The organism is Methylobacterium sp. C33D, from assembly GCF_053345825.1.
In genome coordinates this window covers 22,332-46,341 of record NZ_JBKFAV010000011.1, presented here as the reverse complement: position 1 = coordinate 46,341, position 24,010 = coordinate 22,332, and the positions used below count along the sequence as shown (strand labels likewise).

General features: G+C 71.3%; 19 protein-coding genes. 13 read left to right on the top strand and 6 right to left on the bottom strand.

What is annotated here, in order from left to right:
• The first annotated feature begins 106 nt into the window (after positions 1 to 106).
• The 3 genes from ACLBXO_RS10665 (at position 107) to pbpC (ending at position 6,125) form a co-directional block, all read left to right on the top strand.
• Positions 107 to 3,520 (top strand): acyl-[ACP]--phospholipid O-acyltransferase, encoded by a 3,414-nt coding sequence (locus ACLBXO_RS10665; RefSeq protein WP_447685359.1) that lies wholly within the window; start codon positions 107 to 109, stop codon positions 3,518 to 3,520.
• A 155-nt stretch (positions 3,521 to 3,675) separates the two neighbouring features.
• Positions 3,676 to 3,891, top strand: coding sequence for a hypothetical protein (locus ACLBXO_RS10660; protein WP_447685358.1), 216 nt, complete (start codon positions 3,676 to 3,678; stop codon positions 3,889 to 3,891).
• A gap of 116 nt (positions 3,892 to 4,007) precedes the next feature.
• The gene (gene pbpC, locus ACLBXO_RS10655; RefSeq protein WP_447685357.1) at positions 4,008 to 6,125 is read left to right on the top strand and encodes a penicillin-binding protein 1C; all 2,118 of its coding nucleotides are present in this window, start codon (positions 4,008 to 4,010) and stop codon (positions 6,123 to 6,125) included.
• 20 nt (positions 6,126 to 6,145) lie between these two features.
• Here the strand turns inward: pbpC and ACLBXO_RS10650 are convergent, their stop codons facing one another.
• The 4 genes from ACLBXO_RS10650 to ACLBXO_RS10635 all read right to left on the bottom strand — a co-directional run bounded on the left by ACLBXO_RS10650 (position 6,146) and on the right by ACLBXO_RS10635 (position 9,452).
• Complete coding sequence (locus tag ACLBXO_RS10650; RefSeq protein ID WP_447685356.1) at positions 6,146 to 6,589, bottom strand: hypothetical protein; 444 nt, start codon at positions 6,587 to 6,589, stop codon at positions 6,146 to 6,148.
• On the bottom strand, positions 6,586 to 7,419 hold the full coding sequence (locus ACLBXO_RS10645) for a nucleotide-binding protein (protein WP_331313884.1): 834 nt from the start codon (positions 7,417 to 7,419) through the stop codon (positions 6,586 to 6,588). The genes ACLBXO_RS10650 and ACLBXO_RS10645 overlap by 4 nt, the downstream gene beginning before the upstream one ends.
• Before the next feature lie 579 nt (positions 7,420 to 7,998).
• Positions 7,999 to 8,712 carry a MarC family protein gene (locus ACLBXO_RS10640; RefSeq protein WP_331313885.1) on the bottom strand — a complete coding sequence of 238 codons (714 nt, stop codon included), beginning with the start codon at positions 8,710 to 8,712 and terminating at the stop codon, positions 7,999 to 8,001.
• Between the two features lie 5 nt (positions 8,713 to 8,717).
• Positions 8,718 to 9,452, bottom strand: a complete 735-nt coding sequence (locus ACLBXO_RS10635) for a class I SAM-dependent methyltransferase (RefSeq protein WP_273562738.1) — start codon at positions 9,450 to 9,452, stop codon at positions 8,718 to 8,720.
• 160 nt (positions 9,453 to 9,612) lie between these two features.
• Between ACLBXO_RS10635 and gloB the strand changes: the two genes are divergently transcribed.
• The 10 genes from gloB to lpdA all read left to right on the top strand — a co-directional run bounded on the left by gloB (position 9,613) and on the right by lpdA (position 21,922).
• Positions 9,613 to 10,389: a hydroxyacylglutathione hydrolase gene (gene gloB, locus ACLBXO_RS10630; protein ID WP_447685355.1), complete on the top strand. Its 777-nt coding sequence runs from the start codon at positions 9,613 to 9,615 to the stop codon at positions 10,387 to 10,389.
• 347 nt (positions 10,390 to 10,736) lie between these two features.
• Positions 10,737 to 11,312, top strand: coding sequence for a TetR family transcriptional regulator (locus tag ACLBXO_RS10625; protein ID WP_012317921.1), 576 nt, complete (start codon positions 10,737 to 10,739; stop codon positions 11,310 to 11,312).
• Positions 11,313 to 11,711: 399 nt separating this feature from the next.
• Positions 11,712 to 12,674 (top strand): malate dehydrogenase, encoded by a 963-nt coding sequence (gene mdh / locus ACLBXO_RS10620; RefSeq protein WP_331290984.1) that lies wholly within the window; start codon positions 11,712 to 11,714, stop codon positions 12,672 to 12,674.
• Between the two features lie 112 nt (positions 12,675 to 12,786).
• Positions 12,787 to 13,983, top strand: coding sequence for an ADP-forming succinate--CoA ligase subunit beta (gene sucC, locus ACLBXO_RS10615; RefSeq protein WP_012317923.1), 1,197 nt, complete (start codon positions 12,787 to 12,789; stop codon positions 13,981 to 13,983).
• Positions 13,984 to 13,985: 2 nt separating this feature from the next.
• Entirely contained in the window at positions 13,986 to 14,870 is an 885-nt protein-coding gene (gene sucD, locus ACLBXO_RS10610; RefSeq protein ID WP_331313890.1) for a succinate--CoA ligase subunit alpha, read from the top strand.
• A gap of 173 nt (positions 14,871 to 15,043) precedes the next feature.
• Positions 15,044 to 18,031, top strand: coding sequence for a 2-oxoglutarate dehydrogenase E1 component (locus tag ACLBXO_RS10605; RefSeq protein WP_331313893.1), 2,988 nt, complete (start codon positions 15,044 to 15,046; stop codon positions 18,029 to 18,031).
• A gap of 10 nt (positions 18,032 to 18,041) precedes the next feature.
• Positions 18,042 to 18,341: a YciI family protein gene (locus ACLBXO_RS10600; protein ID WP_331313895.1), complete on the top strand. Its 300-nt coding sequence runs from the start codon at positions 18,042 to 18,044 to the stop codon at positions 18,339 to 18,341.
• Between the two features lie 49 nt (positions 18,342 to 18,390).
• A complete protein-coding gene (gene odhB / locus ACLBXO_RS10595) occupies positions 18,391 to 19,698 on the top strand; it encodes a 2-oxoglutarate dehydrogenase complex dihydrolipoyllysine-residue succinyltransferase (protein ID WP_331313896.1) in 1,308 nt (435 codons plus the stop codon).
• 7 nt (positions 19,699 to 19,705) lie between these two features.
• Positions 19,706 to 20,461: an SDR family oxidoreductase gene (locus tag ACLBXO_RS10590; RefSeq protein WP_447685354.1), complete on the top strand. Its 756-nt coding sequence runs from the start codon at positions 19,706 to 19,708 to the stop codon at positions 20,459 to 20,461.
• Between the two features lie 57 nt (positions 20,462 to 20,518).
• On the top strand, positions 20,519 to 21,922 hold the full coding sequence (gene lpdA, locus ACLBXO_RS10585; RefSeq protein ID WP_331313898.1) for a dihydrolipoyl dehydrogenase: 1,404 nt from the start codon (positions 20,519 to 20,521) through the stop codon (positions 21,920 to 21,922).
• Between the two features lie 22 nt (positions 21,923 to 21,944).
• Here lpdA and ACLBXO_RS10580 read toward each other — a convergent pair whose 3' ends face one another.
• Both ACLBXO_RS10580 and ACLBXO_RS10575 read right to left on the bottom strand, forming a co-directional pair.
• Positions 21,945 to 22,694 (bottom strand): response regulator, encoded by a 750-nt coding sequence (locus ACLBXO_RS10580; protein ID WP_331313899.1) that lies wholly within the window; start codon positions 22,692 to 22,694, stop codon positions 21,945 to 21,947.
• Positions 22,695 to 22,955: 261 nt separating this feature from the next.
• Positions 22,956 to 23,936, bottom strand: coding sequence for a tyrosine recombinase XerC (locus ACLBXO_RS10575; RefSeq protein ID WP_447685353.1), 981 nt, complete (start codon positions 23,934 to 23,936; stop codon positions 22,956 to 22,958).
• Positions 23,937 to 24,010 lie beyond the last annotated feature (74 nt).

Here is a 24,010-nt window from a genome sequence, read left to right as displayed (position 1 = left end):
GCACGACCCGGCCGCGCGACCCCCGCGATCCCTGTGCGTTCGCCTCGGTCCGATTTGACCTGACCGTCCCTCGTGGGCCAGTCAGGCTCGGAACCGAGAGATCGCCATGTTCCGTACCCTGATGACTGCGCGGCGCTTCGCGCCGCTGTTCTGGTGCCAGTTCTTCTCGGCGTTCAACGACAATTTCCTGAAGAACGCGCTCGCCTTCCTGATCCTGTTCGGGATCGGCGGCCAGGCGGACGCCCATGCCGGCGTCCTCGTGACGCTCGCGAGCGCGGTGTTCATCGGGCCGTTCTTTATCCTGTCGGGTCTCGGCGGCCAGTGGGCCGACCGCTACGACAAGGCGCTCATGGCGCGGCGGCTCAAGTTCGCCGAGATCTTCGCGGCCGGCACCGCCGTGCTCGGCTTCCTCCTGCACTCGATCCCGGTGCTGTTCGTGGCGCTCGGCCTGTTCGGGACGATCGCGGCGCTGTTCGGCCCGATCAAGTACGGGATCCTGCCGGACCATCTCCGGCGCGAGGAGCTGCCCGCCGGCAACGCCCTCGTGGAGGCGGCGACCTTCCTGGCGATCCTTCTGGGCACGATCGCGGCCGGCGCGGCCTCGGCGATGGGCGGCTCGGGACTCGTGTTCGGCGTCCTGGTGATGGGCTTCGCCGTCCTGTGCTGGCTCTCGGCCCGGATGATCCCGGCGACCGGCGAGGGGGCCCCGGACCTGCGCGTCGACCCGAACATCGCCCGCTCGACCTACGCGCTGCTGCGCGACCTCTGGGCCGACACGCGGCTGTGGCGCGGCTCGCTCACGGTGAGCTGGTTCTGGCTGGTCGGCGTGGTGGTGCTGTCGCTGCTGCCGGTGCTGGTGCGGGGCGCCTTCAACGGCACCGAGACGGTGATCACGCTGCTGCTGGCGCTGTTCTCGATCGGCATCGCGGTCGGGTCCGGCCTCGCCTCGTGGCTCGCCAGCGGCCGGATCGTGCTGCTGCCGACCCCGGTCGGCGCGGTGCTGATGGGCCTGTTCGGCCTCGACCTCGCCTGGACGGTCGGCCACCTGCCGGCACCGCCGGCCGAGCCGATCGGCCCCCTCGGCTTCCTGCAGACCGGCCACGGCCTGCGCACCGGGATCGACTTCCTCGGACTGGCGATCTCCGGCGGCCTCTACATCGTCCCGTCCTTCGCGGCCGTGCAGGCCTGGGCCGAGAAGGCGATGCGCGCGCGGATCATCGGCGCGGTCAACGTCATGACGGCGGCCTTCATGGTCGCCGGCACCCTGGCGCTCGCGGCGCTGCAGGGCGCCGGCCTCACGATCGCGAGTCTCCTCGCGGTGGTGGCGGTGCTGAACCTGATCGTCGGCGCGGTCGTGTTCGCGACCCTGCCGACCAGCCCGTTCCGCGACTTCCTGTCGATCCTGTTCCGGGCCTTCTACCGGCTGGAGGTCCGCGGCTTCGACAACCTCGCGGCGGCCGGGCCGAACGCCATCGTGGCCCTCAACCACGTCTCGTTCCTCGACGCGCCGCTCGCCCTGTCGCTCCTCGAGCAGGAGCCGGTCTTCGCCATCGACAGCGGCATCGCGCAGCGCTGGTGGGTCCGCCCGTTCCTGCGCGTCACGAAGGCGATGCCGCTCGACCCGACCCGTCCGCTCGCCACGAGGACGCTGATCAACGCCGTCAAGGGCGGCGAGACCCTGATCATCTTCCCCGAGGGCCGGCTCACGGTCACCGGCAGCCTGATGAAGGTCTACGACGGCGCCGGGCTGATCGCCGACAAGTCGGGCGCGATGGTCGTCCCGGTGAAGCTCGACGGGCTGGAGCGCACCGTCTTCTCGCGCCTGTCGCGCGGGCAGGTGCGCCGCCGCTGGTGGCCCAAGGTGACCGTGACGGTGATGCCGCCGGTGCGGCTGACCGTGGACCCCGCGCTCAAGGGCAAGGCGCGGCGGCAGGCGGCGGGCGCCGCCCTCTACGGGATCATGTCGGACCTCGTGTTCCGGACCGCCGACATCGACCGCGGCCTGATGGCGGCGCTGATCGAGGCGGGCGAGCGCCACGGCTGGGGCCGCAACGCCCTGGAGGATCCGGTCGGCGGCCGACTCAGCTACAGCCGGCTCGTGATGGGCGCCAACATCCTCGGGCGCAAGCTGATGCCGCTGGCGCCCGTGGGCGGCCGGATCGGCGTCATGCTGCCGAACGCCAACGGCGCCGCGGTGACGCTGTTCGCCCTCGCCTCCGCGGGCCGGGTGCCGGCGATGATCAACTTCTCGGCCGGCCCCGCCAACGTGCTCTCGGCCTGCCGGGCGGCGGAGGTCAGCCGGATCCTGACCTCCCGCGCCTTCATCGAGAAGGGGCGGCTGGGCCCGCTCGTCGAGGCGATCCGCGGCTCGGTCGAGCTGATCTACCTGGAGGACGTGCGGGCCGGCATCACGACGGGGGACAAGATCCGGGGGCTATTGGCGCCGCGCCGCCCCCTGGTGGCGCGCGCCGGCGAGGATCCGGGGGCGGTGCTGTTCACCTCGGGCAGCGAGGGCACGCCGAAGGGCGTGGTGCTGGCCAACCGCTGCATGCTCGCCAACGTGGCGCAGGTGGCGGCCCGGATCGATTTCGGCCCGATGGACAAGGTGTTCAACGTCCTGCCGGTGTTCCACGCCTTCGGGCTCACGGCCGGGCTGGTCCTCCCCCTGGTCTCTGGGGTGCCGGTCTACCTCTACCCGTCGCCGCTGCATTACCGGATCGTGCCGGAGCTGATCTACGGCTCGAACAGCACCGTCCTGTTCGGGACCGACACCTTCCTCACGGGCTACGCCCGGGCGGCCCATTCCTACGACCTGCGCTCGCTGCGCTACGTCGTGGCCGGCGCCGAGGCGGTGAAGGAGACCACCCGGAAGACCTGGGCGGAGAAGTTCGGGCTGCGCATCCTGGAGGGCTACGGCGTCACCGAGTGCGGTCCGGTCGTCGCGCTCAACACGCCGATGTTCAACCGGTTCGGCACGGTCGGGCGGATCCTGCCGGGCATCGAGACCCGCCTGGAGCCGGTGCCGGGGATCGACGAGGGCGGCCGCCTGTCCCTGCGCGGGCCGAACATCATGCTGGGCTACCTGCGCGCCGAGAAGCCCGGCGCGCTGGAGCCGCCGCCGGGCGGCTGGCACGACACCGGCGACATCGTGGCGATCGACCCGATGGGCTTCGTCACCATCAAGGGCCGGGCCAAGCGCTTCGCGAAGATCGCGGGCGAGATGGTGTCGCTCGCGGGGATCGAGGCGCTGGCCGCCGAACTCTGGCCCGACCGCCCGAGCGCCGTCGCGGCGGTGCCGGACGCGCGCAAGGGCGAGCGGCTGATCCTGTTCACGCAGGAGAAGGGGGCGACCCGGGCCGCCTACCAGGGCTTCGCCAAGAGCCGCGGCGCCTCCGACGTCGCGATCCCCGCCGAGGTGACGGTGCTGGACGCGATCCCGATGCTCGGCACCGGCAAGGTCGACCAAGTGGCCGTCACCAAGCTCGCGCTGGAGCGGGCGAAGGAGAACGCGGCGGCCTGACGGTCGCGACCGCGCGCGCCGCGTCACCCAAACGGGGGATGCGGGGCACCCCGGGATCCGTTCGTATCGCGAATACAGCCGTGATTCGAATTGCTTGACGCGTTCGGGGCACGGGTCTGCAGGGGGACTCGGGGCGCAACGGCGAGGGACAGATCATGCAGAAGGGCAGGCGAATTCCGGCTTGGCTGGCGAGGCGGACCTACTTCAAGCGGATCGAGCGCTGGGTGAAGCCCAGCAAGGCGCGCAAGGCGGCGCAGCCCCCTGAGATGACGACCGCCGCGATGCCCTCCAACGTCGTGCCGTTCCCGATCCGGGTGAATCGCCCGGATCGCCCCGCCTTCGAGGACCTGCGGGGCGTCGGCACGGCCTAGAAGCCGGCCCCGGCCGGATCGGGGCCCGGCGCCGGAGGCGCGGATCGGCCCGGGGGCTTGTCGATCGCGCGGGAACACGGAATCCTGCGCTGTCGGAGCCGAAGCCGGGAGGATGCGTGCCGCACGACGGGTCGGATCCGCGCGCGTCGGCGCCGCCACGGAGGCGGGTCACGGGCCTGCGCGCGGCGCTCGCGATCGGGCTGCTGGGGGCCGGCGCCGGTGCGCTCTGGCGCTACGCCGACGCGCTGCCCGCCCTCGACCTCGCCGCGGCCGAATCGCGCTCGACGGTGGTGCTGGACCGATCCGGCACGCTGCTGCGCCCCTTCGCGACGGCGGACGGGCGCTGGCGCCTGCCGGTGACCGCGGAAGCGGTCGACCCGCGCTACCGGGCGATGCTGCTCGCCTACGAGGACCGCCGCTTCGCCGCGCATCCCGGCATCGACCCGGCGGCGGTGCTGCGCGCCGCCCGCCAGTGGCTGACCCGCGGCCGCATCGTGTCCGGCGCCTCCACCCTGTCGATGCAGGTGGCGCGCCTCGTCGAGCCGCGGCGGGAGCGGTCGCTCGAGGCCAAGCTCCGCCAGATGGTGCGGGCGGTCGCGCTGGAGCGGCGCCTCGGCAAGGCCGGGCTCCTCGACCTCTACCTGGCGCTCGCCCCCTACGGCGGCCCGCTGGAGGGTGTGCGCGCGGCGAGCGTCGCGTATTTCGGGCGCGAGCCGGTCCGGCTGACCGCCGCGCAGGCGGCTCTGCTCGTCGCCCTGCCGCAATCGCCCGAGACCCGCCGGCCGGACCGGTTCCCCGAGCGCGCCCGCGCCGCCCGCGACCGGGTCCTGGCGGTGGCCGTCGCGCGGGGCATCCTCAGTGCGGCGGAGGCCGACGCCGCCCGGGCCGAGCCGGTACCGACGGCGCGCAGGCCGTTCCCGATGCTCGCGGCGCACGCCGCCGAGGAGGCGGTGGCGGCCGATCCCGGTGCCGCCACGATCCGCCTCGCGATCGACGGGCGCCTGCAGGAGCGGCTGGAAACCCTGGCGGCCGAGCGCGCCGCCGCCGCCGGTCCGGACCTCTCGGCCGCGATCCTCGTCCTCGACAACCGCGACGGGCGGGTGCTCGCCCAGGTCGGCAGCGCCGGCTACCTGGACCCGTCCCGGCGCGGCGCCATCGACATGACCCTGGCGGTGCGCTCGCCCGGCTCCGCGCTGAAGCCCTTCGTCTACGCCATGGCCTTCGCGGACGGTCTCGCGCATCCCGAGACCCTGCTGGAGGATCGCCCGGCGCGCTTCTCGGCGAGCTACGCGCCGGAGAATTTCGACCTGACCTTCCAGGGCACGGTCACGGCCCGGCGCGCCCTGCAGCTCTCGCTGAACGTGCCGGCGGTCGAGCTGATGGATGCGGTGGGTCCCGCCCGCTTCATCGCCCGGCTGCGCGCCGCCGGGGCCGGGATCCAGCTCCCGCGGGAGGCGGCCCCGGGGCTGCCGGTCGCGCTGGGCGGCCTCGGCATCACGGTCACCGACCTCGCCCGGCTCTACGCGGGGCTCGCCCGCGGCGGCGCGGTTCCGGACCTGCTGCGCCGCGCCGACGGGGTCGCGGCCGAGCCCCGGCACCGCGTCGCCGAGCCCGTGGCGGCCTGGTACGTCGCCGACATCCTGCGCGGGACACCGCCGCCGGAGAACGCCCTGCCGAACCGCATCGCCTACAAGACCGGCACCTCCTACGGGTACCGCGACGCCTGGGCCGCCGGTTTCGACCGCCACGCGACGATCGTCGTCTGGGCCGGGCGCCCGGACGGCGCGGCGGTGCCGGGGCTCGTGGGCCGCACCGTCGCGGCGCCGATCCTGTTCGACGCCTTCGCGCGCCTCGGGATCGAGCCCGAGCCGGTCCCCCAGCCGCGGGACGCGCTGGTGGTCGGGACAGCGGGCCTGCCGCCGCCGCTGCGGCACCTGCGCCGCGAGGCGGCCGAGGCGGCGGGACCGGCACTGCGGATCGCCTACCCGCCGGACGGGGCGCGGATCGATCTCGGCCTCGCGGCGGACCGGCGCGGCGCCGCGGAGGGCGGCCCGGGTCTCGCGCTCAAGGCCCTGGGCGGCGTGCCGCCGCTCACCTGGCTGGTCGACGGTCAGCCGGTCGTGCAGACGCCGCGGCGGAAGGCCGAGTGGGCTCCGGGGGGCGCGGGCTTCGCGCGGATCTCGGTCCTGGACGCGACCGGCGCCAGCGACAGCGTGTCCGTCCGCCTCGAGTGAGCCGACGGCGCGTCACCGGATCAGCGGCCGATCCCGAGGCCGCGCGGGGCGCCGGCCGGGCCGCGCGCCTCGCAGGATTCCAGCGCCGCGGCGAGGCGCGCCGCGCTGGCCGCGGACCCGTAAGACAGGTTGAGGACAGTGACGAGGATCCCGACGCTCACGAGCACGCCGAGCGCGGCCGCGCCGAGCAGCACGGCGGTGATCAGCCGGTTGCGCCGCAGATCGGCGGTGAGCGCCCGGATGAGGTCCCGGTTGTGTTCGGCGAGACCGTTCCGCGCCGCCACCAGCTCGTTGTACATGTTGGTGATGGCGTTGGTGGACATGTACACCAGCAACAGGTGGACGACGAAGTCGTCGTCCGTCGTGGTGTTGAGGGCGGCCGCGATCCGCACCGCGAGCTGGCGCTCCCAGGGCTGGAGATCGCGGCCGTGGACCGACCGGTAGAACCGCTCGAGGTTGGTCACGGCCGGAGCGCATCCCGCCACGCCGTGTGGAAGTTGCGCCGCAGGCGGCGGCCCTCGACCCGCAGGCGCATCGGCGCGCTGTTCGCCAGGCCCTGCCAGGTCGTGTTCTGGACCCGCAGGGCCTCGATCAGCCGCTCACCGATCCGCTCGATCTCGATGACGCGGAAGTTCGACTGCTTCCGCAGGGACCGCACGAGGTCGGACGATTCGAGATAGTCGAAATTGGTCGCCTGGGCGGTGTTCTTCGCCAGGATCGCGCGGTCGCACTCGATCAGCATGGGCCGGAGTTCCCGCAGGACCTCCAGGGCGGTGGGATCGACCGCGCCGGCCGCGACGACCACGGCGAGCCGGATATTCGCCTCCCGGCAGCTCTCCACGATGATCTCCGTGCAGCGGCGGGTCGTCTCGGTGTCGCCGGCCGGGAAGTCGACCACGACGAAGCGCTCGGCCGCCTCGATCACGCGCTCGATCAGGTCCTGGCACAGGGTCGGGTCGACGCGGCCCGTGCTGTCCTCGGCGCGCAGGCGCTGCCGCACGGCGGTGATGCCGGGGCGGCGCGGGACGAAGTTGTCGCTGCCGGGGACGGTCTCCTGCATGAGCGCCGTGTGGAAGTGCCGGTTGGCCGGGTCGGTGTCGATCGCCAGCACCGGACCGGCCTCCGCGCAGAGATCGGCCACCTGGAGGGCGATGGTCGTCTTGCCGACACCGCCCTTGCCGCCGAGGCAGAGAACGAGAACCTTCGCGGCGGCGCCCAGGAGATCGCGCTGGATGTCGTGGATCTCGTCCGGGCTGTACCAGGCCGGAACCTTGATCTGCGTCGTGTCGGTCATGCGGTCTCTCCTTGCTGATACGTGCCGGGTGGCCGCGGCGCGCGGCACCGGCCTGCGGGATCTCGAGGATTCACGGGGTCGCGGCGGGACAGGCGGTCCGCGGCGGCGGGCCGCGCAGCGCGACGGCCGGCAGCGGTGCGGCCGCCGTCGCGCGCGGCAGACCAGTGGGTCCCCGCGCGTCGCCCCGCCGATGACATCTCGCCCTGACGTCCGTCGCCACGCTCTGCATTCCGTCGCTGGATCCGCGTCGCCGGCGGCCGGACCGGGATCTTTCCGCGCCGCGGCCGAGTGCCGGCAAGATCTTGCGTCGATCCATCCCGGAAACAAGCCTCATCCGATCGGATCTGATCTCGGCGACTTCTCTAGAGCGGGATCATTAACAAACAGATATGCGTTTTTATATTTGAATTTATTGCAAATTCACGCGGATAATCGCGATCGAATGGGCATCTATACAATAGAATTTGGCAGTTCGGCCGATTCGCCCGGATGAATAGCCGATGAGCGCGCAGCGCCGCAGCCGCGGCGCGACCCTGGCGGGCGGTGCCGGCCCGGCCGTGCCCGGCGCCTACCCGGACGTCACCGCGCCGCGGCGAGGGGCGCGAACACGTCGATGAGGCCGTTCACCAGGATCTGGGTCCCGACGCACAGGAGCAGGAAGGCGAAGAGGCGGCCCATCACCCGGGCGCGGGCCGGGCCGATGAAGGCCACCACCCGGTCGGCGGACGCGTAGAGGACCGCGACCGTGGCGGCGACCGCGAGGGCCGCCAGCGTGACGCCGACGTAGAAGCCGAAGCGCTCCGCGTAGGCCTCGGGCCGGTTGGCGCCGAGGGTGATGGCGACCGCGATCGTCCCCGGCCCCGTGGTGAACGGGAGCGTCAGCGGGAAGAAGGCGATCTCGGCGAGGGGACCGGGCGCCGGATCGCCCGGCGGCTCCGCCGGGACCGCCCCGCGGCCCGCCGAGCCCGAGGCCTCGGCCTGCTTGCGCGCCTCGCGGGCCTCCGGCCGGTTCAGCTGGGTCCAGGCCGACGACATGACCACGAGGCCGCCGGCGATGCGCAGCGCGCCCAGGGTGACGCCGAAGAAGTTCAGGATCGGCGTGCCGGCCCAGAGGGCCCCGAGCATCACCAGGGCGGCGTAGACGCCGATCCGGCGCGACAGCAGCACGCGCTCGGCGTGGCTGAAGGCGCCCGCCACCTGCGCGAAGATGAAGGCGCCCCCGACCGGGTTCACGATGGAGAAGAGGGCCGACAGGGCGAGCAGGAACTGCTGGGTCGTGAAATCGAGGCTCATCGGGGTCAGCCCGGGGAGGGGGCGGGCACCAGGACCCGGGCCGGCGCGAGGCGGCGGGCGCGCCGCACCTGCTGGACGGCCACCGGCCGGTAGAGCTGCTTCGTCGCGTCGACCACGTGCAGGCCCGCGAAGGGCAGGGACAGGCCGGTGCCGAGCCACTCCCAGGCGGGTCCGGTGCGCAGCATCAGGCGCGAGCGGGCCGGCGGCATGTACAGCGTCTCGGCCCAGCTCACCGGCGAGAACAGCGTGTCGCGCATGAGCCGCCCGAGCTGCGAGCGGCTGTAGGGCTGGCCGTGGCCGAACGGCGTCGCCTCGCGGCGCGCCCAGACGCCCCGGCGGTTCGGCACGACGAGGATCATGCGGCCGCCAGGCGTGAGCGTCCGCCAGACCTCCTGCAGCAGCTCCGTCGGGCTCTCCACCGATTCGAGGGCGTGGACCAGGATGACCCGGTCGATGGCGGCCTCCGGCAGCGGCATCATGGTGGGATCGGCGAGCGCCGCGCAGGAGCGCCCGGTGCCCGGCCAGTTCACCACGCCCTGCGTGGCCGGCATGAAGGCGAGGGTGCGCTCGGCGATGCAGTGGACCGGCCCGAGATACGGCGTCGCGTACCCGATCCCGAGGACGCGCAGCCCCGAGACCGAGCCCAGGAAGTCGTGGAGCGCGCGGCCGACCACGCGATGCGTCGTGCGGCCCAGAGGGCTGGCGTAGAAGGCCCGCAAGCCGTTGACGTCGAGACGCATGGGAGAACAGGAGATCGCGGACGGAACGGTCGACGTAACCAATGGTGAGCCGCGCGCCGCGCGGCAAGCGCCGGAGGAACCCGGCCGGACCATCACCTGTTCACGGCAACAGATTTCGCGCCGCCTTGTGCCCGTCCGCGTTCCTGGGAGACCCCGTCCGATGGCCGCCGAGACCGAGATTCGCACCTTCCTCTGCCGCAGCGACAATATCGGCGTGCTGATCCGCGATCCGCAGACCGGCGCCTGCGCGGCGATCGACGTGCCGGAAGCCGGGCCGGTCCTCAGGGCCCTCGACGAGACGGGCTGGCGGCTGACCGACATCCTCGTGACGCACCGGCACGGCGACCACGTCGAGGGCATTCCGGAGGTGAAGCGGGCGACCGGCGCCCGGGTGGTCGCCCCCGCGAAGGCCGGCGACGCGGTCCCGCAGGTGGACGCGACGGTCCGGGAGGGCGACACGGTCGCGGTCGGCCGCCTCGAGGCGCGGGTCTGGGAGACGCCGGGCCACTGTGCCGACCACGTGACCTACTGGTTCGCGCAGGCCGGCCTCGTCTGCGCCGGCGACACCCTGTTCACCCTCGGCTGCGGACGCGTGATGGAGAGCCCGCCCGAGATCCTCTACCGCTCGCTCCGGCGCTTCGACGACCTGCCCGACGCGACGCGGGTCTTCAGCGGCCACGACTACGTACTCTCCAACGCGCGCTTCGCCCTCGCGGCCGATCCGGACAACCCCGAGCTCCAGAAGCGGCTCGCCGAGGCCGAGCGAGCCCGGGCCGAGGGGCGGTTCCTCATCCCCTCGACCATGGGCGCCGAGCGGGCGACCAACCCGTTCCTGCGCAGCGGGGAGCCCGCCCTGGCGAGATCCGTCGACCTACCTCCGGAGAGCGATCCCGAGGCGGTGTTCGTCGCCTTGCGGGCGTGGAAGAACCGCTTCTGACGCAGGTGATAACGAGAAAAATTTGTTGCCTTCTCAAGGCAAACTGACACATAGGGGTGTTTAAGCGGTCCTAATCCGCTCGGTAACCGGGCTCCCGGGGGGAAGCCGTAACGTCAACGCGAAGCGCCGGGACGCTTCAGCCGGTCTGATGGGGGTCCGTCTCGCCCTACCACCTGTCCACTTCCCGCCTTCCGCTTCCTTTCCTTAAACCAGAGTCCGACGGGTCCAAGGAGGAGGCGCTCAGCGCCAAGGCCAAGATCTCCGTCGCCGACGCCGAATCCGGCACACTCCGCGAGAGCGGCGACGCGGCCAGTCCCGCCCGTCCGCGGGCGCCGGTCGCGGCCGACGTGCGGCTCCTCGGGATCGCCACCGAGCACCTCTCGCGGCTCGGGCCCAAGCGGGTGACGGTCGTGGCCGTCGCCGCCGAGGCCGGCATGACGCACGCGAACGTGTACCGCTACTTCCCGTCGAAGGACGCGCTCCTCGACGCGGTGGCGGGCCGCTGGCTGCGCGAGGTCGAAGCCCGGCTCGCCGGCATCGCCGACGCCCCCGATCCCGCCGACGACAAGATCGAGCGCCTCCTGACCGCCCTCGCGACGGTCCAGCGGGACGCCCTGTTCGACGAGCCGAACCTGTTCGCGGTCCATCTCGACGCCACCGTGTCGGCCCGGCCGATCGCCCGGCGGCATCGCGTCCGGCTGCGCAGCCTCGTCGAGCGCGTCGTCGAGGAGGGGATCACCTCGGGGATCTTCTCGGCCCGGGACCGGGAGCGGGCGATCGCCTACATCTTCGACGCGAGCTACCGCTTCACGCATCCGCTGGCGATCCAGCACGATGCCGAGGTGCCGCGCGACCTGATCGAGGCCCGGTTCGGCGCCGTCATCCACGCGATCCAGCGGGTCCTGCGCTCCGGCATCCTCTGATCCACCGCGCCCGCACGGGATATCGCGAAGGCCCGGACACCCCGTCCGGGCCTTCGACGTTTCCGCGATCCGGCGTCCCGGGCCGCTCGCGGAGACCCGAAATGACAGGTTTTCAGATCTGTCATCGCGCCCCGGAAGCGGCCGCGCGGCCGGGTGCACTGCACCTAAAACACTCGCGACGTTGACGTTTCCGAGGGGCCGTCGGGCTCCCCGCGGGCGTCCGGAAGCCCCGGACGCGCCGCCCGCGCACCCCGCATCGGGTTGAAGCCACGGTGCTTTTCCGCCACACAGCCGCGCAGATTTCAGAGTGGCGAATCCGGCCTCGGACCCCGGCGGACGAGCAGTCCCGGCCTCGCGCAACGCATCACCGAAGTCGAACGCAGCGGAGACACATCCGACATGGCTCGCAACAAGATCGCGCTCATCGGCGCCGGCCAGATCGGCGGCACCCTGGCCCTCCTGGCCGGCCTCAAGGATCTCGGGGACGTGGTGCTGTTCGACATCGTCGACGGCGTGCCGCAGGGCAAGGCCCTCGACATCGCCGAGGCCGCCCCGGTCGAAGGGTTCGACGCGACCTACGCGGGCGCCAGCGACTACGCGGCCATCAAGGGCGCCGACGTGGTGATCGTCACCGCCGGCGTGCCGCGCAAGCCCGGCATGAGCCGCGACGACCTGATCGGCATCAACCTCAAGGTGATGCAGGCGGTCGGCGAGGGCATCAAGACCCACGCGCCGGACGCCTTCGTGATCTGCATCACCAACCCGCTCGACGCCATGGTGTGGGCGCTGCAGAAGTTCTCGGGACTCCCGACCAACAAGATCGTCGGCATGGCCGGCGTGCTCGACTCGGCGCGCTTCCGCCACTTCCTGGCCGAGGAGTTCAAGGTCTCGGTGGAGGACGTCACCGCGTTCGTGCTCGGCGGCCACGGCGACGACATGGTGCCGCTGACCCGCTACTCCACGGTGGCGGGCGTGCCGCTGACCGACCTCGTCAAGCTCGGCTGGACCACCCAGGAGAAGCTCGACGCCATGGTCGACCGCACCCGCAAGGGCGGCGGCGAGATCGTCAACCTGCTCAAGACCGGCTCGGCCTTCTACGCGCCCGCCGCCTCCGCCATCGCCATGGCCGAGAGCTACCTGCGCGACAAGAAGCGGGTCCTGCCCTGCGCCGCCTACCTCGACGGCGAGTACGGGGTGAAGGGCATGTTCATCGGCGTGCCGATCGTGATCGGCGCCAACGGCGTTGAGCGCGTGCTCGAGGTGACCTTCGACGCGGCCGAGAAGGCCATGTTCGACAAGTCGGTCGCGTCGGTGACGGGCCTCATCGAGGCCTGTAAGGGCGTCGACAGCAACCTCGCCTGACCGGTAAGCGGATACCGGGCAGCGCGTAGCGTTCGGAGATTCGGATCCCGATCGCTCGATCTCTCTACGCGCCGCCCGCTGCCACCTATTCGCTCCTCCCTACGAGGCTCCGATGAATATCCATGAATACCAGGCCAAGGCCGTGCTGAAGGAGTTCGGCCTGCCCGTCTCCCGCGGCGTGGCCATCTTCAACCCGTCGGAGGCCGAGGCCGCCGCCAAGGAGCTCGGCGGTCCCGTCTGGGTCGTGAAGAGCCAGATCCACGCGGGCGGCCGCGGGAAGGGCACCTTCAAGGGCGCGCCCGAGGGCGCCAAGGGCGGCGTCCGGGTCACCAAGTCGATCGACGAGGTGAAGCAGTTCGCCGGCGAGATGCTCGGCCAGACGCTGGTGACGATCCAGACCGGCCCGGCCGGCAAGCAGGTGAACCGCCTCTACATCGAGGAGGGCGCCCAGATCGCCGAGGAGTTCTACCTCTCGATGCTGGTCGACCGCGCCACGGGCGGCGTCGCCTTCGTGGTTTCCACCGAGGGTGGCATGGACATCGAGGCTGTCGCCCACGACACGCCCGAGAAGATCCACACGATCGCGGTCGATCCGGCCACGGGCGTGATGCCCCATCACGGCCGCGCCGTCGCCAAGGCGCTGGGCCTGTCGGGCGCCCAGGCCAAGGAAGCGGCCGCGCTGACCGAGAAGCTCTACGCGGCCTTCGTGGCCAAGGACATGAGCCTCCTCGAGATCAACCCGCTGGTGCTGACCGCGGACGGGCACCTCAAGTGCCTCGACGCCAAGATGGCCTTCGACTCGAACGCCCTCTACCGGCACGCCGACATCGTGGCGCTCCGCGACGAGACCGAGGAGGACGCCAAGGAGATCGAGGCGTCGAAGTACGACCTCGCCTACATCGCGCTCGACGGCACGATCGGCTGCATGGTCAACGGCGCCGGCCTCGCCATGGCGACGCTCGACATCATCAAGCTCTACGGCGAGGAGCCGGCGAACTTCCTCGATGTCGGCGGCGGCGCCTCGGAGGAGAAGGTCACGGCGGCGTTCAAGATCATCACCGCCGACCCGAACGTGAAGGGGATCCTCGTCAACATCTTCGGCGGGATCATGAAGTGCGACGTGATCGCCAACGGCGTGATCGCCGCCGTGAAGGCGGTGGGCCTGCAGGTGCCGCTGGTGGTGCGCCTCGAGGGCACCAACGTCGAGCAGGGCAAGGCCATCATCCGCAACTCGGGCCTCAACGTGATCCCGGCGGACGACCTCGACGACGCCGCCCAGAAGATCGTCGCCGCCGTGAAGGGAGCCTGATCATGTCGGTGATGATCGACGCCAACACCAAGGTCATCTGCCAGGGCTTCACCGGCAAGAACGGGACCTTCCACTCGGAGCAGGCCATCGCCTACGGCACCAAGATGGTCGGCGGCACGAGCCCTGGTAAGGGCGGCTCCAGCCATCTCGGCCTGCCGGTCTTCGACACGGTCGCCGAGGCCCGCGAGGCCACCGGCGCCGAGGCCTCGGTGGTCTACGTGCCGCCGCCCGGCGCCGCCGACGCGATCTGCGAGGCGATCAGTGCCGAAGTGCCGCTGATCGTCTGCATCACGGAGGGCATCCCGGTGCTCGACATGGTGCGGGTGAAGCGGGCGCTGACCGGCTCGAAGTCGCGCCTCGTCGGGCCGAACTGCCCCGGCATCGTCACGGCCGGCGAGTCGAAGATCGGCATCATGCCGGCCAACATCTTCCGGCCGGGCTCCGTCGGCATCGTGTCCCGCTCGGGCACGCTGACCTACGAGGCCGTGTTCCAGACCTCCAACGCCGGCCTCGGCCAGACGACGGCGGTCGGCATCGGCGGCGACCCGGTGAAGGGTACCGAGTTCATCGACGTGCTGGAGCTGTTCCTGGCCGACCCGAAGACCGAGTCGATCGTGATGATCGGCGAGATCGGCGGCTCGGCCGAGGAGGAGGCCGCCCAGTTCCTGAAGGACGAGGCCAAGCGCGGCCGCAGGAAGCCGATGGTCGGCTTCATCGCCGGCCGCACGGCGCCTCCGGGCCGCCGCATGGGCCATGCCGGCGCGATCATCTCGGGCGGCAAGGGCGGCGCCGAGGACAAGATCGCCGCCATGGAGGCCGCGGGCATCCGCGTGTCGCCGTCGCCGGCGCGGCTCGGCTCCACGCTGGTCGAGGTGCTCAAGGGCTGAGGCCCCGCGCGCCTGCGTTGCGGCCATCGCGGGGCCGCAACGCCCATATCGGGCGTGCAGACGATCTCAGCGGGGCGGTCACCCGCCCCGTTTCGGTTTGAGGGCGATCCGCCGCGCGGACGGGGAGCCCGGAGGGCAGGGGAGCCTGCCCGCGCGATCAGGATGGACGCACCATGGCACGCCAGGACGTGAACGAAGCGCTCCTCGAAACCTCGTTCCTCTACGGCGCCAACGCCGCCTACATCGAGGAATTGCAGGCGGCCTACGCCCGCAACCCGTCCTCGGTGGATCCGGAGTGGCAGACCTTCTTCAAGGGGCTCGGCGAGGACGAGACCCTGGTCGAGAAGAACGCCGCCGGCGCGTCCTGGGAGCGGCCGAACTGGCCGGTGCCGCTCAACGGCGAGCTGGTCTCGGCGCTCGACGGCAACTGGGGCGCCCTGGAGAAGGCGATCGGCGACAAGATCGTCGCCCGCGAGGGCAAGGACGCCAAGCCCGGCAAGCCGCAGGACAGCGTCACCGCCACCACCGGCGTCTCGGTGGAGCAGGCCACCAAGGACTCGGTGCGGGCGATCATGCTGATCCGCTCCTACCGCATGCGCGGCCACCTGCACGCCAAGCTCGACCCGCTGGGCCTCGCCCCGCGCGGCGACCACGAGGAGCTGCACCCGCAGCATTACGGCTTCCAGGAGAGCGACTGGGACCGCCCGATCTTCCTCGACAACGTGCTCGGCCTCCAATTCGGCACGATCCGCGAGATCGTCGACATCCTGGAGCGGACCTACTGCCAGACGCTCGGCGTCGAGTTCATGCACATCTCCGACCCCGCCGAGAAGGCGTGGATCCAGGAGCGCATCGAGGGCAAGGACAAGGAGATCTCCTTCACCCCCGAGGGCCGTCGGGCGATCCTCAACAAGCTGATCGAGGCCGAGGGCTTCGAGAAGTTCCTCGACCTCAAGTACACCGGCACCAAGCGCTTCGGCCTCGACGGCGGCGAGTCGATGATCCCGGCGCTGGAGCAGATCATCAAGCGCGGCGGCGCGCTGGGCGTCCGCGAGATCGTGCTCGGCATGGCCCATCGCGGCCGGCTCAACGTGCTGACCAACGTGATGGCCAAGCCGTTCCGGGCGGTGTTCCACGAGTTCAAGGGCGGCTCGGCCTCCCCGGCCGAGGTCGAGGGCTCGGGCGACGTGAAGTACCACCTGGGCGCGTCCTCGGACCGCGCCTTCGACGGCAACAACGTCCACCTGTCGCTCACCGCGAACCCGTCGCACCTGGAGATCGTCGATCCGGTGGTGCTCGGCAAGGTCCGCGCCAAGCAGGACCAGTGGGCCAAGCCCAACATCGAGCGCCGCACGGTGCTGCCGCTCCTGATCCACGGCGACGCCGCCTTCGCGGGCCAGGGCGTGGTGGCGGAGTGCTTCGGCCTGTCGGGCCTGAAGGGCCACCGCACCGGCGGCTCGGTGCACTTCATCATCAACAACCAGATCGGCTTCACGACCGATCCGCGCTTCTCGCGCTCCTCGCCCTACCCGTCCGACGTCGCCAAGATGGTCGAGGCGCCGATCTTCCACTGCAACGGCGACGACCCGGAAGCCGTCACCTTCGCCGCCAAGGTCGCGGTCGAGTACCGGCAGAAGTTCGGCAAGCCGGTCGTCATCGACATGCTGTGCTACCGCCGCTTCGGCCACAACGAGGGCGACGAGCCGGCCTTCACCCAGCCGAAGATGTACCAGCGGATCCGCAAGCACCCGTCGGTGCTGGAGAATTACGGCCGCAAGCTCGTCGAGAACGGCTCCGTCACCCAGGAGGCGCTCGACGCCCGCAAGGCCGAGTTCCGCGGGATGCTCGACAGCGAGCTCGACGTCGCCACCAACTACAAGGCGAACAAGGCCGACTGGCTCGACGGCCGCTGGTCCGGCGTGAAGGCCGTGCACGAGGACGTGGATGATCCCCGCCGCGGCCGCACCGCCGTGCCGGCCGAGACCCTGCAGGAGATCGGGCGCAGGATCACGCAGGCGCCGCCCGGCTTCCACCTGCACCGCACGATCCAGCGCTTCATGGACAACCGCGCCAAGGCGGTGGAGACGGGGGTCGGCATCGATTGGGCGACCGCCGAGGCCCTGGCCTTCGGGGCGACGCTCCTCGACGGCAACCGGGTCCGCCTCTCGGGTCAGGACGTGGAGCGCGGCACCTTCTCGCAGCGCCACGCGGTGGTGATCGACCAGGAGAACGAGCAGCGCTTCACGCCGCTCAACGCCATCCGCGAGGGGCAGGCCGCGATCGAGATCATCAACTCGATGCTCTCCGAGGAAGCGGTGCTCGGCTTCGAGTACGGCTATTCGCTCGCCGAGCCGAACGCCCTGGTCCTCTGGGAGGCCCAGTTCGGCGACTTCGCCAACGGCGCCCAGGTGGTGATCGACCAGTTCATCGCGTCCGGCGAGCGCAAGTGGCTGCGCATGTCGGGCCTCGTGCTGCTGCTGCCGCACGGCTACGAGGGCCAGGGCCCCGAGCACTCCTCCGCCCGCCTGGAGCGCTACCTCCAGGCCTGCGCCGAGGACAACATGCAGGTCGCCAACGTCACGACGCCGGCAAACTACTTCCACATCCTGCGCCGGCAGCTGAAGCGCGACTTCCGCAAGCCGCTGGTGCTGATGACGCCGAAGTCGCTGCTGCGCCACAAGCGCGCCGTGTCGAGCCTCGACGCGCTGGCCGAGGGCTCGACCTTCCACCGCGTCCTCTGGGACGACGCCGAGGAGGAGGGTGCGCAGAACAAGCTCGTGCGCGACGACAAGATCCGCCGCGTCGTGCTCTGCTCCGGCAAGGTCTACTACGACCTCCTGGAGGAGCGGGAGAAGCGCGGCCTCAACGACATCTACCTGATGCGCGTCGAGCAGCTCTACCCGTTCCCCCTGAAGGCCCTGGCCAACGAGATGGCCCGCTTCCGCAACGCCGACGTGATCTGGTGCCAGGAGGAGCCCAAGAACATGGGCGCTTGGTCCTTCGTCGAGCCCTACCTCGAGTGGGTGCTCGGCCAGGCCGGCTCCGCGGTGAAGCGCGCCCGGTACGTCGGGCGTCCGGCCTCCGCCTCCACGGCGGTCGGCCAGATGTCGAAGCACCAGGCGCAGCTTCAGGCCTTCCTCAACGAGGCCCTGGCGGTCTGAGCGTCCGGCCATGGCCTATTTCCTGCTCCGCCTGGAACCGCCCCGCCCGAGCTTCCCGTTCGACGCGACGGAGACCGAGAGGGCGCTGTTCTCGGCGCATTCCGGCTACTGGATGGAGCGGGCGGCCGCTGGAGCCGCCATCGCGGTCGGACCCGTCTTCGAGTCCGGCGGCACCTGGGGCCTGGCCCTGGTCGAGGCCGACGACGCGGCCGAGGCCGAGGCGCTCGGCGAAGCAGATCCCGTCCTGATGGCGCAGGCAGGCTTCCGGTACACCGTCTCGCCCGTTCCGTCCCTGATCCTGCGGCGCTGACGTCGCGGCCCGACATCCAGAGGAGGCCCCCCAGGGGGCAGAAGAGAGCATGGCAACCGACATCCTCGTCCCGACCCTCGGCGAATCCGTCAGTGAGGCCACGATCGGCCGCTGGTTCAAGAAGCCCGGCGACACGGTCGCGGCCGACGAGCCGATCGTCGAGCTCGAGACCGACAAGGTCACGCTGGAGGTGAACGCGCCGGCGGCCGGTCAGCTGGGCGAGATCCTGGTCAAGGACGGCGAGACCGTGGAGCCCGGCGCCCTGCTCGGCTCGATCGTCGAGGCCGGTGCCGGTGGCGGCAAGAAGGCCGCCCCGAAGGAGGCCGCCGAGACCAAGGCCGAGACCCGGAGCGAGGCCCCGAAGGCCGCCGCGCCCGCGAAGGCCGAGGCGCCGGCCCAGGAATCCTCAGCCGGCTACGGCAACCACGGCGAGGCCGCCCCCGCGGCCCAGCAGCGCCCGGTGGGCGACAACGGCCCGGCGGTGGCGAAGCTCGCCCGCGAGTCCGGCGTCGATCCGTCGTCGGTGAACGGCTCCGGCAAGGACGGTCGCGTCACCAAGGGCGACATGCTCGGCGCCATCGCCAAGGGACCCTCCGCCGCCCCCGCCAAGGAGGCCCGCCCGACCCTGCCGCGTGCCCCCTCGGCGCCGGACGACGCCGCGCGCGAGGAGCGCGTGCGCATGACCAAGCTGCGCCAGACCATCGCGCGCCGCCTCAAGGACGCGCAGGACACCGCGGCGATGCTGACGACGTTCAACGACGTCGACATGTCGGCCGTGATGGCGATGCGCAGCCAGTACAAGGACATCTTCGAGAAGAAGCACGGCACGAAGCTCGGCTTCATGGGCTTCTTCACCAAGGCGGTGATCGGCGCCCTCAAGGACGTGCCGGCGGTCAACGCCGAGATCGACGGGCAGGATCTCGTCTACAAGAACTACTACCACATCGGCATCGCGGTCGGGACCGATAAGGGCCTCGTCGTGCCGGTGGTGCGCGACGCCGACGACCTGTCGATCGCCGGCATCGAGAAGAAGATCGCCGGCTTCGGAAAGAAGGCCCGCGACGGCAAGCTCTCCATCGAGGAGATGCAGGGCGGCACGTTCACGATCACCAACGGCGGCATCTACGGCTCGCTGATGTCGACGCCGATCCTCAACGCGCCGCAATCGGGCATCCTCGGCATGCACCGCATCGAGGAGCGCCCGGTGGTCCGCGCCGGCAAGATCGAGGCGCGGCCGATGATGTACCTCGCCCTGTCGTACGACCATCGCATCGTCGACGGTAAGGAGGCCGTGACCTTCCTGGTGCGGGTCAAGGAGGCGCTGGAGGATCCGGCGCGCCTCGTGCTGGACCTCTGAGGCTGTCATGTCGGGCGCTGAGAACAGGGTCGCGATCGTCACCGGCGGCAGCCGCGGCATCGGCCGCGCGGTGGCGCTGCTCCTGGCGGAGCGCGGCTACGCCGTCTGCCTGAGCTACGTGTCGGACGCGGAAGCGGCGCAGGGCGTGGTGGATGCGATCGTGGCCAAGGGCGGACAGGCGCTCGCCGTGCAGTGCGACGTCGGCGACGAGGCCGACGTCATCGCCCTGTTCAGGGCGGCCGACGGCCTCGGCCGCCTCGCGGCGCTCGTCAACAATGCGGGCGTGGTCGACGTGAAGTCGGACGTCGCCGACATGAGCGTCACCCGCCTGCAGCGCATGATGACCACCAACGTGGTCGGCAGCTTCCTGTGCGCGCGAGAGGCGGTGCGGCGCATGTCGACCAAGCGCGGCGGGGCCGGCGGCGCGATCGTCAACCTGTCCTCGGTGGCGGCCCGCCTCGGCGGCCCCGGCCAGTTCGTGGACTACGCCGCCTCCAAGGGCGCCATCGATTCGCTGACGATCGGACTCGCCCGCGAGGTGGCCGCCGACGGCATCCGCGTCAACGCGGTGGCGCCCGGCATCATCGCCACCGACATCCACGCCAGCGGCGGCGAGCCCGACCGGGTGGAGCGCCTCGGCCCGGGCGTCCCGATGAAGCGGGCCGGCACCGCCGAGGAGGTGGCCGCACCGATCGTGTGGCTCCTCTCGGACGAGGCCGCCTACACCACGGGCGCCATCCTCGACGTCGGCGGCGGCCGCTGATCCCGACCTGACATTCCCTGCCCGTCTCGCGCGCGGCACGACCGGAAGCGAATACACATGTCCTACGATCTCGTCGTCATCGGCACCGGCCCCGGCGGCTACGTCTGCGCGATCCGCGCGGCGCAGCTCGGCCTGCGGACCGCCGTGGTCGAGAAGCGCGCCACCCACGGCGGCACCTGCCTCAACGTCGGCTGCATCCCGTCCAAGGCGCTGCTCCACGCCTCCGAGGCCTTCGAGGAGGCCAACACGCATTTCGCCGATCTCGGCATCGACGTCGGCACGCCGAAGCTCGACCTGAAGAAGATGATGGCCTTCAAGGCCGAGGGCGTGGCCGGCAACACCAAGGGCGTCGAGTTCCTGCTCAAGAAGAACAAGGTCGAGACCTTCCACGGCACCGGCCGGATCGCCGGGGCGGGCCGCGTCGAGGTCATCGCCGAGGATGGCGGCAACCAGATGCTCGAGACCAAGAGCATCGTCATCGCCACCGGCTCGGACGTGGCGCGGCTGCCGGGCGTCACCATCGACGAGAAGGTCGTGGTCTCCTCCACCGGCGCCCTCGAGCTCGACCGGGTGCCGAAGAAGCTCCTCGTCATCGGCGCCGGCGTGATCGGGCTGGAGCTGGGCTCCGTCTGGCGCCGGCTCGGCTCCGAGGTGACCGTGGTCGAGTATCTCGACCGGGTGCTGCCCGGCATGGACGGCGAGGTCGGCAAGCAGTTCCAGCGGATCCTGACCAAGCAGGGCATCGCCTTCAAACTGTCCACCAAGGTGACCGGCGTCGAGGTCGGCAAGAAGGGCGGCGCGACGGTCACGGTCGAGCCGGCCGCGGGCGGCGCGGCCGAGACGCTTCAGGCGGACGTGGTCCTCGTCTGCATCGGCCGGACGCCCTACACGGAGGGCCTCGGCCTCGACACGGTCGGCGTCCAGCGGGACGACAAGGGCCGGATCCTCACCGATTCCCACTACGCCACCAACGTCACCGGCATCTACGCCATCGGCGACGTCATCGCCGGCCCGATGCTCGCCCACAAGGCCGAGGACGAGGGCGTGGCGATCGCCGAGATGCTGGCCGGCCAGTCCGGCCACGTGAATTACGGCGTGATCCCGAACGTGGTCTACACGTTCCCGGAGGTCGCCTCGGTGGGCAAGACCGAGGAGGAGCTCAAGAAGGACGGCGTCGCCTACAACGCCGGCAAGTTCCCGTTCACGGCCAACGGCCGGGCGAAGGCGAACGGCACCACGGACGGTTTCGTGAAGGTGCTGGCCGATGCCCAGACCGACCGGGTGCTCGGCGTGCACATCGTCGGCGCGGATGCCGGCAACCTGATCGCCGAGGTGGCGGTGGCGATGGAGTTCGGCGCCTCGTCGGAGGACATCGCCCGCACCTGCCACGCCCACCCGACGCTGACCGAGGCCGTCAAGGAAGCCGCGCTCGCGGTGAACAAGCGCGCCATCCACGTCTGACGGGCGAAGACCCGGCGCGGGATCAGGCGATCTTGCGCCGGGGATTGGGCAGGTCGGCGATCCGCAGCAGCGCGCTCGGCGCGGGCGGGGCCGTCAGGGCGTTCAGGAGGTAGGGCCGGCGCAGGCCCAGGGCATTGTGCAGGGCGAGGTCGATGTCGCGGGCGTAGAACGGCATCCGCAGCACGGCGTCGACGCCGAAGTAGCGGCCGGCCTGGGCGACGGGCTCCAGCTCGGACGTGGTCAGCAGGGTGATCCGAGTCGCGAGACCCAGGGGCTGGATCTGGCAGGCCAGTTCGAGCCCGTCGATGCCGCCGAGCTTCACGTCGATGAAGGCGAAGTCGTAGGCGGCGAGCTTCATCTGCTTGAGGGCGTGGCGCCCGTCATCCGTCTCGTCGAGCTCGATCGCGAACCCGCTGCGCGCCACGACGCGGCTGATGGCCGAGCGCCCGGCCGGGGTCGAGCAGGCGAGCAGGGCCCGGGTCGGCGACCGACGGCGGGCATCCGCGTGGAGCAGCGGCTCGATATGGCTCGGGTCGAGGGGCGTCTTCAGGACCTCGTAGGCCCCGAGGCTCGTGGCGATCTCCTGCCATTGGGGCAGCACGCGGGTCGCGACCAGCACCAGGCAGGGGGGCTCCGCACCCGCCCGGCGCGCCACGGCGACCGCCTCGGGTCCGCTGAGGTCGTCGAGCTGCATCCCGACGAAGGCCAGGGTCGGACGCCGGCGGAGGAGGATCTCGCAGAGCGCCTGACCCGAGGTTGCCTCATCGATCACGGCGCGGGGGTCGAATCGCAGGACGATCTCTCTCAGGGAGACGCGGCGGCCCGGATCGCAATCCGCGATCACGACACGTGCCGGCGCCCCTCCATCCTGAAGATCCATGACGCCCGCCCAAGCCGATCCCGTTCGTTGCCCATATTGGCCGAAGATCGTGACGAAGCTCTTAAAGAGCGCGGATGTGCACTGGGCGAACCGGATGACGCACCTATAGCGGATGATGAGCGCTCTCGAAATCGAGGTTTTTAGCAATCTTGCTCAATGGCCGGCCCTCGGATGGGCCGCCGCGTAGGCGCTCATGAGACGGGCGGCGTCGACCTGCGTGTAGAGCTGCGTCGTGGAGAGCGAGGCGTGGCCCAGGAGTTCCTGGATGGCGCGCAGTTCCCCCTGGCGCGCCAGCAGATGGGTTGCGAAGGAATGCCGCAGGGCATGCGGTGTGGCGCTCTCGGGCAGACCCAGGGCGCCGCGGGCGCGCGCCACGGTGTACTGGATGATGCGCGGCGAGAGCGGGCCGCCGCGGGCGCCGAGGAACAGCGGTCCGTCCGGCGGCAGCGGCAGGGGACAGGCCGCGACGTAGTCGGCCACGGCCTGCGCCACGACCGGTAGAATCGGGACCATGCGCTGCTTGCCACCCTTGCCGAGCACGGTGACCTGATCGAGGCCGGGCAGGGGCGCGTCGCGCCGGGTCAGACCCAGCGCCTCGGAGATGCGCAGCCCCGCGCCGTAGAGCAGCGCCAGCACGGCGGCGTCCCGGGCGAGGACCCAGGGCTCCCGCTCCTCGCCGGCGCGGATCGCGGTATCGGTCAGCGCCACCGCGGCGGAGACGGGCAGAGGACGGGGCAGCCGCCGCGGGACCTTGGGCGAGCGCACGCCGCCCAGGGCCGAGACGGTGCCGAAGCCCTCCCGCTCGAGGAAGCGCGCGAAGGAGCGCAGACCCGCCAGCATGCGCATCAGCGAGCGCCCGGAGACCTCGTCGGCCCGGCGCGCGGCCATGAAGCCGCGGATGTCCCGCACCTTGAGCCCGATCAGCATCGGGATCGTCGGCGTCCCCTGACGGGACGCGAGGTGGTGGAGGAACTGACGGAGGTCGCGCCCGTACGCCTCGACGGTATTGGGCGACATCCGCCGCTCACGCGCCAGCGCCTCGATCCAGGCCAGGACGGCGTCGCGAAGGCGGGCGTCTCCCGGAAACAGCAGCCGGTCGCCCTGGGTCTCGTGCGTGCTCGCATGCGTGCTCATGGCGACACTCGACCGGATCCCCCTTGCCGGGAGCTTAATGCCGGTCGCGCTCCGCCCCCAGGGCCGGGCTCGTC

What these genes read in the sequence shown, in the direction of transcription:
- ACLBXO_RS10665 (WP_447685359.1), top strand. Translation starts at nt 107, where the DNA reads ATGTTCCGTACCCTGATGACTGCGCGGCGCTTCGCGCCGCTGTTCTGG.
- ACLBXO_RS10660 (WP_447685358.1), top strand. Translation starts at nt 3,676, where the DNA reads ATGCAGAAGGGCAGGCGAATTCCGGCTTGGCTGGCGAGGCGGACCTAC.
- ACLBXO_RS10645 (WP_331313884.1), bottom strand. Translation starts at nt 7,419, where the DNA reads ATGACCGACACGACGCAGATCAAGGTTCCGGCCTGGTACAGCCCGGAC.
- ACLBXO_RS10640 (WP_331313885.1), bottom strand. Translation starts at nt 8,712, where the DNA reads ATGAGCCTCGATTTCACGACCCAGCAGTTCCTGCTCGCCCTGTCGGCC.
- ACLBXO_RS10635 (WP_273562738.1), bottom strand. Translation starts at nt 9,452, where the DNA reads ATGCGTCTCGACGTCAACGGCTTGCGGGCCTTCTACGCCAGCCCTCTG.
- gloB (WP_447685355.1), top strand. Translation starts at nt 9,613, where the DNA reads ATGGCCGCCGAGACCGAGATTCGCACCTTCCTCTGCCGCAGCGACAAT.
- mdh (WP_331290984.1), top strand. Translation starts at nt 11,712, where the DNA reads ATGGCTCGCAACAAGATCGCGCTCATCGGCGCCGGCCAGATCGGCGGC.
- sucC (WP_012317923.1), top strand. Translation starts at nt 12,787, where the DNA reads ATGAATATCCATGAATACCAGGCCAAGGCCGTGCTGAAGGAGTTCGGC.
- sucD (WP_331313890.1), top strand. Translation starts at nt 13,986, where the DNA reads ATGTCGGTGATGATCGACGCCAACACCAAGGTCATCTGCCAGGGCTTC.
- ACLBXO_RS10605 (WP_331313893.1), top strand. Translation starts at nt 15,044, where the DNA reads ATGGCACGCCAGGACGTGAACGAAGCGCTCCTCGAAACCTCGTTCCTC.
- ACLBXO_RS10600 (WP_331313895.1), top strand. Translation starts at nt 18,042, where the DNA reads ATGGCCTATTTCCTGCTCCGCCTGGAACCGCCCCGCCCGAGCTTCCCG.
- odhB (WP_331313896.1), top strand. Translation starts at nt 18,391, where the DNA reads ATGGCAACCGACATCCTCGTCCCGACCCTCGGCGAATCCGTCAGTGAG.
- ACLBXO_RS10590 (WP_447685354.1), top strand. Translation starts at nt 19,706, where the DNA reads ATGTCGGGCGCTGAGAACAGGGTCGCGATCGTCACCGGCGGCAGCCGC.
- lpdA (WP_331313898.1), top strand. Translation starts at nt 20,519, where the DNA reads ATGTCCTACGATCTCGTCGTCATCGGCACCGGCCCCGGCGGCTACGTC.
- ACLBXO_RS10575 (WP_447685353.1), bottom strand. Translation starts at nt 23,936, where the DNA reads ATGAGCACGCATGCGAGCACGCACGAGACCCAGGGCGACCGGCTGCTG.